13 protein-coding genes are annotated in these 12,317 nt (G+C 61.8%); 4 read left to right on the top strand and 9 right to left on the bottom strand.

Annotation, left to right across the window (positions count from 1 at the left end):
* Positions 1-147: 147 nt before the first annotated feature.
* The 3 genes from HYH08_RS33030 to HYH08_RS33020 form a co-directional block, all read right to left on the bottom strand.
* A complete protein-coding gene (locus HYH08_RS33030) occupies positions 148-588 on the bottom strand; it encodes a nuclear transport factor 2 family protein (RefSeq protein ID WP_220014005.1) in 441 nt (146 codons plus the stop codon).
* Positions 589-784: 196 nt separating this feature from the next.
* A complete protein-coding gene (locus HYH08_RS33025; RefSeq protein ID WP_220014004.1) occupies positions 785-1,042 on the bottom strand; it encodes a hypothetical protein in 258 nt (85 codons plus the stop codon).
* Positions 1,043-1,265: 223 nt separating this feature from the next.
* On the bottom strand, positions 1,266-1,718 hold the full coding sequence (locus tag HYH08_RS33020) for a nuclear transport factor 2 family protein (RefSeq protein WP_220014003.1): 453 nt from the start codon (positions 1,716-1,718) through the stop codon (positions 1,266-1,268).
* A gap of 289 nt (positions 1,719-2,007) precedes the next feature.
* Here HYH08_RS33020 and HYH08_RS33015 point away from each other — a divergent pair, with 289 nt between their 5' ends.
* The gene (locus tag HYH08_RS33015) at positions 2,008-2,244 is read left to right on the top strand and encodes a hypothetical protein (RefSeq protein ID WP_220014002.1); all 237 of its coding nucleotides are present in this window, start codon (positions 2,008-2,010) and stop codon (positions 2,242-2,244) included.
* 280 nt (positions 2,245-2,524) lie between these two features.
* Positions 2,525-2,911 (top strand): hypothetical protein, encoded by a 387-nt coding sequence (locus HYH08_RS33010; RefSeq protein ID WP_220014001.1) that lies wholly within the window; start codon positions 2,525-2,527, stop codon positions 2,909-2,911.
* A gap of 80 nt (positions 2,912-2,991) precedes the next feature.
* Here the strand turns inward: HYH08_RS33010 and HYH08_RS33005 are convergent, their stop codons facing one another.
* The 6 genes from HYH08_RS33005 to HYH08_RS32980 form a co-directional block, all read right to left on the bottom strand.
* On the bottom strand, positions 2,992-4,950 hold the full coding sequence (locus tag HYH08_RS33005) for an NACHT domain-containing protein (RefSeq protein WP_220014000.1): 1,959 nt from the start codon (positions 4,948-4,950) through the stop codon (positions 2,992-2,994).
* A gap of 25 nt (positions 4,951-4,975) precedes the next feature.
* On the bottom strand, positions 4,976-6,067 hold the full coding sequence (locus HYH08_RS33000) for a nucleotidyltransferase family protein (RefSeq protein WP_220013999.1): 1,092 nt from the start codon (positions 6,065-6,067) through the stop codon (positions 4,976-4,978).
* 67 nt (positions 6,068-6,134) lie between these two features.
* Entirely contained in the window at positions 6,135-9,089 is a 2,955-nt protein-coding gene (gene uvrB / locus HYH08_RS32995) for an excinuclease ABC subunit UvrB (RefSeq protein WP_220013998.1), read from the bottom strand.
* A 104-nt stretch (positions 9,090-9,193) separates the two neighbouring features.
* A complete protein-coding gene (locus tag HYH08_RS32990; RefSeq protein ID WP_220013997.1) occupies positions 9,194-9,424 on the bottom strand; it encodes a hypothetical protein in 231 nt (76 codons plus the stop codon).
* Between the two features lie 46 nt (positions 9,425-9,470).
* Positions 9,471-9,698 carry a hypothetical protein gene (locus HYH08_RS32985; RefSeq protein ID WP_220013996.1) on the bottom strand — a complete coding sequence of 76 codons (228 nt, stop codon included), beginning with the start codon at positions 9,696-9,698 and terminating at the stop codon, positions 9,471-9,473.
* A gap of 142 nt (positions 9,699-9,840) precedes the next feature.
* Positions 9,841-10,758: a LysR substrate-binding domain-containing protein gene (locus HYH08_RS32980; protein WP_220014067.1), complete on the bottom strand. Its 918-nt coding sequence runs from the start codon at positions 10,756-10,758 to the stop codon at positions 9,841-9,843.
* 264 nt (positions 10,759-11,022) lie between these two features.
* Between HYH08_RS32980 and HYH08_RS32975 the strand changes: the two genes are divergently transcribed.
* Both HYH08_RS32975 and HYH08_RS32970 read left to right on the top strand, forming a co-directional pair.
* Positions 11,023-11,802: a TSUP family transporter gene (locus HYH08_RS32975; RefSeq protein WP_220013995.1), complete on the top strand. Its 780-nt coding sequence runs from the start codon at positions 11,023-11,025 to the stop codon at positions 11,800-11,802.
* Complete coding sequence (locus HYH08_RS32970) at positions 11,799-12,029, top strand: hypothetical protein (RefSeq protein ID WP_220013994.1); 231 nt, start codon at positions 11,799-11,801, stop codon at positions 12,027-12,029. Before HYH08_RS32975 ends, HYH08_RS32970 begins: the two co-directional genes overlap by 4 nt.
* Positions 12,030-12,317: the final 288 nt, after the last annotated feature.

Genomic DNA, 12,317 nt, shown 5'->3' with positions numbered 1-12,317 from the left:
CCAGAATGACGTACCAACGGGCCGCGCGCAAGGCGCGCGCCCGACGAGAGCATCTTCATGACATCATCCGGCGGGGCTGGAGGCCAGACCGCGTCATGGGTGCATCAATCGATCGGTCCCGACAAGCGGGGCCCGTTGGTGTCCCCCTCAGCCGACGCTGGTCATTCTTGGCAGATGAATGGCGCGGCCGAGTGCCTGCTCGACCAGATCGAAGCTGTCGATCAGGACGCGCATGCTGATCAGCTTGCCCGCCCTGAACTGGGCGAACTGTGCGACCCGCAAGCTGATCGGCTTGTTGGAATCGAGCGCGGTGAGCGAATAGCGCAGCATCGACGCCGCGGAATCGACGCCCAGCATGATGCTCTCGCGGTCGAAGCGGCGAACCCTGAAATTGTCGGCGAGCTGGCGGATGACGTCGAGCACGGCGTCCTTGCCCTGGCGCGCGCCGAGGAACGGAAACATGTCGATCGGGCCGTAGAGTGCCCATTCGACGTCCTCGTCGATCAGGGCCTCGATATCCTCGAAATGCCGGTCGTTGATCGCGCGATGCAATGCGCGCGAGAAACGCCAGAGGCTGTGCTCTGTCATTTGGGGCAGTCCTGACGCTGGCTTGCGGAAAAAACGGGAAACAACCCCGTGCACGGCAATGTGCGCCGGGGCCGCTCAACTCATTTGTATGCAAATAAAATACGGGATTTCGGCCAAAACGCAATTCACGTTTTCGCAATGCACAATTGATCGCTCTTTGTAAGATTTACAATAGAACCCCGTAATCTTCCGGTCTCTATTTGCCCGCGGGTTCCCGTTCGATCGCGATCGCATCGTCCCGCAGCGCCAGCAGGGCGAACAGCACCGCGCCGCCGATGCCTCCGATCACCGCTCCCAGTGGCATGAAGGTGAAGAACACCAGCATGCCGCTATAGCCCTCGAAGCTCGTGGTCTGCGCGATTTCCACCCAGGCCAGCCCCGCCCCGATGCCGAGCGCCGCCCCGCCGAGCGCGCCCAGGAATAGCCCCAACATTGCAAGCAATACGACTTTCATCGGCAAGCCCCAGCCGGCGCGCACAACGCCCCGGGATGGGTCTGAATCGCGGGGAGGGAGGTTCAACGCTTAACCTCTCCCCGCTTGCGGGGAGAGGTCGACGCGCGCAGCGCGGCGGGTGAGGGGGTGCAGGTATATCGAAGACCGCTCGCGGGGAGAGAGGCCCCTCACCCCAACCCTCTCCCCGTAAGAACGGGGAGAGGGGGCGCAGCGGTGATCGCCGCTACACCCCGTCCACCCCCGCCCCCACAATCAGCGGCCCGATCTCCCGCTCCAGAACCTGCTGCACCAGATCGTAGGAATCGATGATCTCGCGGATCTGCGCCACCAGCCCGCCGCGGAAGCTGTAGAACACCGCCATGTCGAACTGCACGATGCGGCCGTTGCTGCGCTTCTTGAAATAAGTGTGCATGTAGGTCGCGACCTCGTCGCCGTCGGCGAGGATGTGCGGCGCCTTGTAGCGGACCTCCGAATAGCGCGACCAGATCGTCTGCCAGAGTTCGCGCAGCTCCTGCTTGCCATGGCGCGGCACCATGTGCGGCAGCACGTCGATCGGCGCGTGGGTGAGGAAGTCGACGTCGTCGGTGCAGCAGGCCAGCGCGGCCTCGATATCGCCGCGCGCGAAGGCGTCGAGCAGATGCAGCACGCGTTGCCTGTTCAGCTTCTCGACACTCATGCTGCGCCCGCCCTCATTGGCCGCGGATGGCAAACGCTATCGTGCGGTGCGCCGGTCCATCAATCCGCAAAAACACAGGGCTCATTGCAGCTTGAGACGCGCGAGCACAATGCCTGGTTCATGGGGTGCAATCATGGATTGTGCGCATGGCCGCATACACGAATTTTGCTCGGCTCCCGCGTCGTCGTGATGACGCCGCGTGCGCATCGGCCGGGCCTGCCGCGCCTCGGGAACCCGGAGCTCCCAGCGTTCGTTGATGTCAAGGCATCGCATCCGGAGACATCGACCCATGAAATCCCAGCTTCTCGCCGTCACTGCCGCGCTTCTCATGCTCGGCGCCAGCTCGGCCGCCAACGCCAAGGGCTGCATCAAGGGCGCCATCGTCGGCGGCGTCGCCGGCCACTATGCCGGCCATCACGGCGTCCTCGGCGCCGCCGCCGGCTGCCTCTACGGTAGGCACCACGCCAAAGAGCAGGAGAAGCAGCAGCAACAGCAGAGCCAGGTCAACGGGCAGGGCAAGCTGTAGCCCTTCGTCCGGGATGCGCGACCCCGTCGCCCCGGCGGCGGTCTACTCCCTCGCCCCGCTTGCGGGGAGAGGGTGGGGGTGAGGGGGACTCTCCCCGGGGACGGTGACAGCTAGACTCGCGGAGAGTCCCCCTCACCCGAATTCGAGCTGCGCTCGAATTCGACCTCTCTCCGCAAGCGGGGCGAGGTGAAAAGCCACCTCGCGACCCGCGTGACCCGCCTCACATCATCCCGCTCCCAGCGCGGCTATCGTCACCGGCATGTCATCAGGGAGACGTGCCATGGCCGCCATCGCCACCGCCAGAAAGTCCCGCCTGCACAACGCGATCGAAGGCCTCGCGCTGACCGCGATCCTGCAGAGCTTTCCGACCTTCGCCGCCGCCGCCTTCCTGCTTAAGCTCGCCGGCAACCATGACCTCTCCGGCGACCCCGGCGTCGCCATCTTCGTCGCCATCGCCTCGCTCGCCCATGCGATGCTGGCCGTGACCGTGGGTCCAAGCTTCCCGCACCTGTTCAAGACCGTCTACGAACCAAAGTTCTTCGAGGCCCATCTGTCGCTGTCCGACAAAATCACGGCCTGGCGCACCCAGCCCGTCGCCTCGCTCCAGCTCATGACCATCGTGCTGCTGTTGTCGGTGATGGCCGTGGTGACGGCGAGCGTGGGGTGAGGAGCCGATCGCTTTCCTTCGTTCTTGCGAACATGTGATGTCCGCTCGCCTCAACGGTGGTCCCGGGCTGATAAAATGCGTCAATGCCTTGTAGCATCCGCCTTTGGAATATCTTCTGGATCCAATCCGTTTGGGAGTTCCGGTAGCGCAGGCTCAAGACTTGCAACAAACCCGCTCGATTGGCCTTCGTTCTCACGGTTGATCTGAAATTCCCCCTCCAGGGCAAGCAACAGTGACAGTGATTGGATTGCTTGGCTTGGTGACTCGTCGAAAGCCTTGCACAAGGCATGATTTGCAGATCCGTCGCGTACCTTATGAATTGCCTCGAGTAGTTCGGACAGCGAGTTGGCCCATTCTGCGCCATTCGCATCCGGCCCATTGACGACTAACCGCCAAATAGAAGCGCTCCCCGTCTGAACTTCCACAGATTTTGCTTCAGCAAACATGCTCTCAATCAGGACTCTGCAATAGAGCGCGAAGCCATCGACAACGTTGGGGTCGATTGTGAGACGTTGACTGAGGGACTCGCATAGTCCAATCGCTAAGCCAGCGCGATAAGGTGGTGCGGCATTCAGTGCTTCCGCGACGATATCGGACGCATCGCTCGATAAGGCCGTCATGAATCGCAGCATTCGTGTCGATTTTTTATCCGAAGAGCCTGAAATTCTTCCTATGGATTCAGAAAATTTCGAACCAAGCCGGTCGATCCAATGCAGACAAGTGTAGAATTCTTGGATCAGCCTGTGTCGGAATGACCAAGTTCCGTCATCTCCCCGCCTGATCATGCTGGTGTGTTGCTCTAATAGAGCGAGTACTGTTGCAGGCGCTTTATCGGGATAGACGCGCTTCAGCTGATCCGCAACTTCTTGCGTGGAGAAGTGTCCAGAAGCAGAGTTAACATGATGAGCTAGAATTCTGAGCAAGTTCGTTTTTCGAGCCGGCGATAGCTCCGCATTCTTTGATCTCACTATTCCCCTCACTGCGTCCCACTCATCGACCAGCGCTTCCATCATTGCAGCAATAGACTCGGTTATGAAGTGAGGGCTCAATTCCTTGCGCACATAGCGAGCTAATAGCAACGTCAGCAGAAGTGGATTGCCGACCAAGTCAAGGAGGTAGGCCTCAGAGGCCAAGCGAGTCCAAAAGGGCTTCCAAGGTCTTTGACCGTGAAGTTTATGGAAAATTATCTCGCGGACTTGCGCCTGATTGAAGGGACGAAGCTCAAAATCGGTAAATTCAGCGAGCGGGCGCGTCTCTACCCCGGTTCTGGTTGAAAGTAGGAACGAACAATTTGCGTATTGCCGCACAAATAATCGCAAGTCGTGTAGCGCGGTATCTCGAACATCATTGGAGATTTCGTCGATGCCATCGAGCGCAAAAGTCAACTCTCCCCGTTCGGCGAAATAGTAGAAATTGTCCGCAAGCCAATCGCCTTTTAGGTCAACGAGAGCTCTTTTTGCGCACACCTCAAAACTATCGCTCTTACGCCAGTCTCGTAGCGCGATGTAAACTGGAATATTTGTCTGTTGCGAACTTGTGCTCGCCGTGCGGGCGATCTGCAGCATGAAATGTCGTAGTAGAGTCGTCTTGCCGGCGCCAGCCGACCCGGAAATGATTGCGCGGCGTGCATTCTTTGCGTGCATTAACGGGACGAGCTTTTTTTGGCTCCTGTTGTAAAGGGTCGGCTCGACAAAAGTCGCAGGAAGATAGCAACGCTGTTCGGGTAGAATTGCTTCAGAAAATGAATACGCCGAATAGAATAGAGCCAGATAGTGCTCAGTTGCGCCGAATACGCGCGGCGCAAGTTCTGCATGACTCTCTTTAGGTTCTTCCAGTATAGCAAAAGAGCAATGGTCTGTTTCGTTGGAAACGAATATTAGAGCGGGCATCTCCTTCCCGGCAAATAGTACTTGCCCGTTTATCTTTTTGTGACGGTCAGTTAGCGCCGAGCCGAGTTCGTCCGCATCGGGCAAGGGGAGATCGCATCTCAACCAATCTTGATCGACCACAAAGATTGCCCCCCGCTGTTCGACGGGCAAGCACTTAGGTTTCGATGATGGAGGATTATTCATTGAGTAAGCCGCCAACTAAGGGTTCAAAATAGGTATCCCAAGCGACCGAAAGGCCGAGCCCGATCATGCATTCTCGGTAGGTCTGTATCACAGTCGGGTATTGTGCAGGAGACGAGCAGTTGCCGAGCACCTGCGCCTTTATGTAGTGAGATCTTATCTGGAGTCGCATGCTGGGCAATGCACCGACTAGATCTGTGGTAAGGCACGCTCTGGTCTCGGGCGTCAGTTGATAGCCGCGCGCAACGAATTTAATCGTTCGGATAAATATCTGAGCATGTTGATGGTGGTTAGCGCTGCCGCATATAAACGACAGGAGCTTCTGCTGAGCGTCCGAAATCCCTCTGCCCGTAGGATCGATAAGAACGTCGTTGATTGGCTCGTAATAAACTGCATTGCACGAAAAGTCTCGATGTCGGACGTCTCGCTCAAACCCGACACCAAAGATCGCGTCTTTGGTACCCGGCAGGCTATCAGAGAAGAGCTTTAAATCGATGTGCGGGTCGCCACTTCTTTTAGATCCACCGATGCTGATATATCCACGTTCTTTCGAGAGGGAGGGGTCATATCGAAACATGCTCGGTAGAAACTTCTTAGCGTGCACTAACGGCATCGTAGTTACCACGTCTATATCGTTCGCATTGCCGCCGTTCAGAGTGTCGCGCACAGTGCCGCCAACAACATAAGCCTCGAATCCTCGCGACCAAATTTCTTCGATTAAGTTTCGATAGGTCGGTCCCGGAGGTATGCGTCTTGCCAGCAACTGTCCGAACCGTTGCGACGTTGCGTTATCTGGTCGAACGATTTTGCCGCCGGCAGGCAAGGTCATCCAATTTGGGCCCATCCGCGTGAATGGATCGCAGAGACGAATCTCTTCAAACGATTTGGTAGTCCCGTTACCAAAATCGTTGAGGATCACGGCGTTCCCTTCGATATCGTGCCCAGTCATTACTCCGCTAACCTGGTGGGCTTCGGCGAACCAGCAAACCCTGTCTCCTGGTCTTGGCAGTGGGCAATTGGGCAATTTGAGGGAATTGGGGTCGACTAGCTGAATCACATCAAACAATGCCTCGATGATAAAGCTCAAGCATTCTCGATCATCAATTCGATTGCAACAGGAAATTCAGCTACCCTGGGTTTTGTCTGGTGCTGGGCTACCTCTTCTTCCACCCACCCCTTCGCCCCGGCGCGCCACCCGTCGACTTCGGCGCGGGCCCAAACTCCGGTCCCGACTGCCTTGAATCCGTCGGCTGAATGATCCGGCTCGTGATGCCGAACGGCTTTGCCGGCAGCGTCGGCTTCTCGCGATAGGGCAGGGACTCCGGCCCGTGCATCTCGTCGAGATGCGGCTTGTGCACCTTCGAGCCGCTGCCTCCGCCGCTGGCTTTCAGCGCGGAGCTTACGGTCTTTTTCTTCATGGCACTGACCGGCAGGTTGGCCGCATCGCCGTACTTCTTCGCGCCGGCATAGGCCCCCGCCTTGCCTGCCACCGCGCGCTGCTTCGCCGTCGGATCGTCCACGACCGCAAGCTCGGTCGCGCGCAGGCGCTTGACCTCGTCGCGGAGGCGGGCGGCTTCCTCGAAGTTCAAATCGGCGGCGGCCTCGCGCATCCTTGTTTCGAGGTCGGCGAGCACCGCTTCAAAGTTGTGGCCGATCGAGATGACGTCGTCGGTCATGTCGTGGCCGCCGACCTCGACCAGCACGTGGTCGCGCTCATAGACCGAGTTGAGGATGTCGCCGATCTGCTTCTTCACGCTCTCCGGCGTGATGCCGTTGGCATTGTTGTACTCGACCTGCTTTTCGCGGCGGCGGTTGGTTTCCGCGATGGCGCGCTCCATCGAGCCGGTCATCTGGTCGGCATAGAGGATCACCTTGCCGTCGACGTTGCGCGCGGCGCGGCCGATGGTCTGGATCAGCGAGGTCTCACTGCGCAAAAAACCTTCCTTGTCGGCGTCGAGAATCGCGACCAGCGCGCATTCGGGAATGTCGAGGCCTTCGCGGAGCAGGTTGATGCCGACCAGCGCGTCGAAGGCGCCGAGGCGGAGGTCGCGGATGATCTCGATGCGCTCGATGGTGTCGATGTCGCTGTGCATGTAGCGGACGCGGATGCCCTGCTCGTGCAGATATTCGGTGAGGTCCTCCGCCATGCGTTTCGTCAGCACCGTGATCAGCGAGCGATAGCCGGCTTGCGCGGTCGCACGCACCTCGCCGACGAGGTCGTCCACCTGCGTGCGGGCCGGGCGGATGTCGACGGGCGGATCAATCAGCCCCGTGGGGCGAATGACCTGCTCGACGAACACGCCGCCGCTCTCGTTCAGCTCCCAGCCGCCCGGTGTTGCCGACACCGCAATGGTCTGCGGCCGCATCATGTCCCACTCTTCGAAGCGCAGCGGGCGGTTGTCCATGCAGGAGGGCAGGCGGAAGCCGTATTCGGCCAGCGTTGCCTTGCGGCGGAAGTCGCCGCGGAACATGGCGCCGATCTGCGGGATGGTGACGTGGCTCTCGTCGGCGAAGATCAGCGCGTTGTCGGGGACGTATTCGAACAGCGTCGGCGGCGGCTCGCCGGGGCGGCGGCCGGTGAGATAGCGCGAATAGTTCTCGATACCGGCACAGCTGCCCGTCGCCTCCATCATCTCGAGGTCGAAGGTGGTGCGCTGCTCCAACCGTTGTGCTTCCAGCAGGCGCCCCTGGTTGTTGAGCTGGTCCAGCCGCAGCTTCAGCTCGGACTTGATCGACTTGATCGCCTGCACCAGCGTCGGGCGCGGCGTGACATAGTGCGAGTTGGCGTACATCTTGATGAATTCGAGCTCGTCCTGCTTGTGGCCGGTGAGCGGGTCGAACTCCTCGATGGTCTCGATGGTGTCGCCGAACAGGTTCACGCGCCAGGCGCGGTCTTCATAGTGCGCCGGGAAGATGTCGATGACGTCGCCGCGCACGCGAAACGTGCCGCGGGTGAAATCGGCCTGGGTGCGCTTGTACTGGAGCGCGACGAGGTCGGCGATCAGCTGGCGCTGGTCGATGCGCTCGCCCTTCTTCAGCGCGAACGTCATCGCGGTGTAGGTCTCGACCGAGCCGATACCGTAGATGCAGGACACCGACGCGACGATGATGACGTCGTCGCGTTCGAGCAGCGCGCGCGTCGCCGAGTGGCGCATGCGGTCGATCTGCTCGTTGATCGACGAATCCTTCTCGATATAGGTGTCGGTGCGCGGGACGTAGGCTTCCGGCTGGTAGTAGTCGTAATAGGAGACGAAATATTCGACGGCGTTGTCCGGGAAGAAGTTCTTGAACTCGCCATAGAGCTGGGCGGCGAGCGTCTTGTTCGGCGCGAGGATCAGGGCAGGGCGCTGCGTCGCCTCGATCACCTTGGCCATGGTGTAGGTCTTGCCGGAGCCGGTGACGCCGAGCAGCACCTGCGAGCGGTCGTTGCGCTCGATGCCCTCGACCAGTTCCTTGATCGCGGTCGGCTGGTCGCCGCGCGGCTCGTAGGACGATTTGATCTCGAAGCGCACGCCGCCTTCGGACTTTTCCGGCCGCGGCGGGCGGTGCGGCGTCCACACCTTCGTGGAGCCGTCGCCCTTGCGGAACTCCGGCCGGCCCTCGCGGATCAGTGATTCCAGCGCATCCGCCGTGGCCTTGACGCCGAGCGCCTCCATCTTGGAGCGCGGCGGCCGCGCCAGCGCCTCGGCGTCATCCTCTTCAGTGGGAAGACCGAGCTGACGCGCCAGTTCCGGATCGAGCGTCGGGATCGTAGCGGCCGTGCCGTAATTGGCCTGCGGCGCCTCGTCAAAGCCTTCGGACGCGCGGGCCCCCACCGGCTGCGGATTGGGCCGCCGCGGCATCGGTTTGACGTTGTCCTGCGGAAACTCCTTCGGCGTCGAAGCCCGCGCGCGATGCGCCGCGGCCTCGCCGCCGGCGCGGCGGTCGCGCGAATTGTCCGGCGGCGGCTGCAACCCGGTGCCCGATCCAAGCCCGGCATCGCCGCGATTGATCGCGGGATTCAGCAGTTCGGCCAGCGCCGGCCCGATCGGCTGCACATCGGGCCGGTGTGCCTTCGAATTCGGGGCCTTGGTTTTGGGGGATTTCGGGGGAGCAGGTTTCTTCGCCATGGGGCGAATATGGGACGAGTCCGCCCCTCAGAAAAGGGCGAAAGCCCGTTCGTGCTCAGGCTGCTGACAGCAGGTTGGCAGCAGGGCGCAGCCGCCTCCCGCGCTCACGCCGCCGGCAGCGGCCCCTCGTCGTCCTCGGTCGTTCCGTGCGGCTCGAGGATGTCGAGATGGATGCCGCCGCAATCGGTGCAGCGCATGGTCCAGTACTCGCACCCGGCACGGCCGCCGATCACGCGGAGCACCGTGAGGTCGCCGTCGCATTCCGGACAGTTCGACATCACCGTGCGGGCATAGATCCTGGGCCGCGAAGCGTTCTCGAATTCGATGACGGACATGATCGGTTCCCCCTGTTTACGCCGCCTGTCTCGAAGTTCTGCTGGTCTATTCGTCGTCGCTGTCGTCCGCGCGCCTGCGGAAGCGATCGATGTGGTGCTTGGCATCGGCAATCGCAGCGTCGCGATCGGGCCAGGCGAAGCCGACTTCCATGGCCGGAAACAGCACGCCGTCGATGGCAACCAGGCTGAGATCGGCACGGCGGATACGGGCGTGCCAGAGGCCTTTGCCGGCCTCGAAGGATTCAATGTCAAAGCCGTCATAGAGGGTCGTCATTGGTAGTCCCCAGAGTGTTTGGTTCGCGTGTTTTGGTCGCGTGTCGTGGTGGAGCGCCTTGTTGGAGGGTCAGGGGACCACATCTGCGGATTTGGGGATGTGAAGCCGTTCACAAGCGGCCGGTTTTTTTGCGCTTCGGCGCTCAGTTCCGGGCTGACGTCCGGCCGGTCCGCTTCGCCGGCCGGGTGGCAGGTTCCGCGGCGGCCCGCATGATCCAGCGGCGGAATGCGGCGAAGTCGCGCTGCTCGGTCTGGAAGCTGCGGTAGAGCAGGTACCAGCGCATGCCCTTGGGGACGGAGAGGTCGAACGGGGCGACCAGCCGGCCGGCGGCGAGATCATCGTCGATATAAGGCCGGATGCCCATGGCGATGCCGAGCCCGTCGGCGGCGGCCTGGAGCGCCTGGCCGTAGAACTGGAATTCCGGGCCGCGCGCGTTGATCCGGGCAAGGCTGGCGGCCTTGAGCCAGATCGGCCAATCCTCGGGGGAATGGGCGACGCGGATCAGGCTCGGGGCCTTGAGGTCCGCCGGGCGCTTCAGGGCGCTGGCAAGCCGGGGCACGCAGACCGGCGTGAGATCGCCGGCGAACAGCGGCTCCGCCACCAAGCCCGGCCAATCGCCGGTGCCGAGCTTGATGCCGCAATTCCAGTCCTCGCCGAACGGCACCAGCGCGCCGCCGGTGGTGAAGCGCACTTCGATGTCGGGCTCCTCGCTGCGAAACTCCGACAGACGCGGGATCAGCCAGCGCATCGCGAACGTATGTCCGACGCCGATGGTGAGCACGCGCACGCTGGAGGGCGCCGTCACCTGCGCGGTGAGGCTCGCCAGCGCATCGAAGATCGGCGTCAGCCCGCTTTGATAGGCCCGGCCCGCCTGCGTCAGCACGAGCTTGTTGGCCTTGCGCTCGAACAGCGCGGCGCCGAGGCGTTCTTCCAAGAGATGCACCATGCGGCTGACGGCGGCCGCCGACACGTTGAGCTCGAGCCCGGCCGCAGCAAAGCTGCCGGTCCGCGCCGCCGCTTCGAATGCCTTGATGCCGTTGAGAAACAGCAGCCGCCGCAAATCATCCACCCTCAGGAAAGCTGATGCCAGGGCAAGATAACTCAGTTTGCGAAGACGGGGCAAGCGAGGCACGTTTCCCTTCGCCTCTCCCCGCGTGCGGGGAGAGGCCGACACGCGGAACGCGTGGCGGGTGAGGGGGAGTCTCCACTAGTCCGACTGTCACCGTCCCCGCGGAGACTCCCCCTCACCCCACCCTCTCCCCGCAGGCGGGGCGAGGGAGTGAAATAGTTTGCGTCCCTGACCTGCCAACAGGAGAATCCCCACGTGACGCCCATCATGATCGCTGCCCTCGGATTGCTGATGGTCGCGACCGCGTTCCTGTCGGGGCTGTTCGGCATGGCGGGCGGGCTGATCCTGATCGGCGTGCTGCTGGCCCTGATGCCGTTGCCGACCGCGATGGTGCTGCACGCGATCACGCAGATGGCGTCGAACGGCTGGCGCGCGTTGCTCTGGCGCGCCCATATCCGCTGGCGGCCGGTGGCGAACTACATGGTCGGCGCTGCCGTCGCGCTCGCGGCCTGGTCGCTGACCCGCTACGTGCCGGACAAGCCGATGGCGCTGCTGCTGCTCGGCGTCACCCCGTTCATGGCGCGGCTGCTGCCGACGAATATCAAGCCGGACCCTGACAAGCTCTGGCAGGGCACGGTGTATGGCACGATCTGCATGGGCCTGATGCTGATGACCGGCGTCTCTGGTCCTTTGCTCGACACCTTCTTTCTCGGCGGCGATTTCGGCCGGCGCGAGAAGGTCGCGACCAAGGCGATGTGCCAGCTCGTCAGCCATTTCACGAAACTGATCTATTTCGGCGGCATCATCGACCAGGCTGCGAGCCTCGATCCCGTGCTCGCCGGCGTTGCGATTTTGGCCTCGATGCTCGGCACCACGCTGGCGCGGCGCATCCTGGAAGCCATGACCGATCAGCAATTCATCGCCTGGTCGAACAAGCTGATCACCACCATCGCCTGCTACTACATCGCCTATGGCGGCTGGCTCATGCTCCGGACGCCGGTGCTGGCCGCCTTGACCAAGGGAGGTTTGCAATGAGCGAGACCGCCGATCCGCTGGTGCTGGATTTCGTCGAATGGGTCGCGCGCGAGCCGCGCGCCTATGCCGAGGTGATCGCGACCTGGAAAACCTCGTGCCCGCGCCTCACCATCTGGGAAGATGCCGCCGAGCACGGCTATGTCGCGCGTGAGACGGTGCCCGGCATCGGGCTGGTGATCGCGGTGACGGAAGGCGGCGAGAAGTTCCTGCGCACAAATGGGCGATGAGCCTCCGCTTTCTCCACGCCTTCGCTGTAATCATCCGCGAAGGCGGATGATCCAGTAGTCGCTGGCAGCAGTGTGTCTCACGATCGCTGCGGCGTACTGGATGCCCCGCCTTCGCGGGGCATGACAGCGGAGCTGATGTGCGCATCTCTCTCCACATCGTCATTGCGAGCGCCAGCGAAGCAATCCAGAATGTCTCCGCGGCGGCAGACTGGATTGCTTCGCTGCGCTCGCAACTGTGCATGTTCACTAATTCGCTGATCGAATTCATCCTGTTGAGGGAGAATTCTG

Origin of the sequence: Bradyrhizobium sp. BR 10289 (genome assembly GCF_019455385.1) — a bacterium.
Lineage (GTDB): Bacteria > Pseudomonadota > Alphaproteobacteria > Rhizobiales > Xanthobacteraceae > Bradyrhizobium.
Note: the sequence above shows the minus strand (reverse complement) of the source record. Positions and strands in the feature narration are given on the sequence as shown.

Bases quoted from the DNA above. Each gene is read 5' to 3' on its own strand.
- HYH08_RS32990 (WP_220013997.1), bottom strand. From the start codon at position 9,424: ATGTCCGTCATCGAATTCGAGAACGCTTCGCGGCCCAGGATCTATGCC.
- HYH08_RS33010 (WP_220014001.1), top strand. From the start codon at position 2,525: ATGGCCGCCATCGCCACCGCCAGAAAGTCCCGCCTGCACAACGCGATC.
- HYH08_RS33030 (WP_220014005.1), bottom strand. From the start codon at position 588: ATGACAGAGCACAGCCTCTGGCGTTTCTCGCGCGCATTGCATCGCGCG.
- HYH08_RS32985 (WP_220013996.1), bottom strand. From the start codon at position 9,698: ATGACGACCCTCTATGACGGCTTTGACATTGAATCCTTCGAGGCCGGC.
- HYH08_RS32970 (WP_220013994.1), top strand. From the start codon at position 11,799: ATGAGCGAGACCGCCGATCCGCTGGTGCTGGATTTCGTCGAATGGGTC.
- HYH08_RS33015 (WP_220014002.1), top strand. From the start codon at position 2,008: ATGAAATCCCAGCTTCTCGCCGTCACTGCCGCGCTTCTCATGCTCGGC.
- HYH08_RS33020 (WP_220014003.1), bottom strand. From the start codon at position 1,718: ATGAGTGTCGAGAAGCTGAACAGGCAACGCGTGCTGCATCTGCTCGAC.
- uvrB (WP_220013998.1), bottom strand. From the start codon at position 9,089: ATGGCGAAGAAACCTGCTCCCCCGAAATCCCCCAAAACCAAGGCCCCG.
- HYH08_RS33025 (WP_220014004.1), bottom strand. From the start codon at position 1,042: ATGAAAGTCGTATTGCTTGCAATGTTGGGGCTATTCCTGGGCGCGCTC.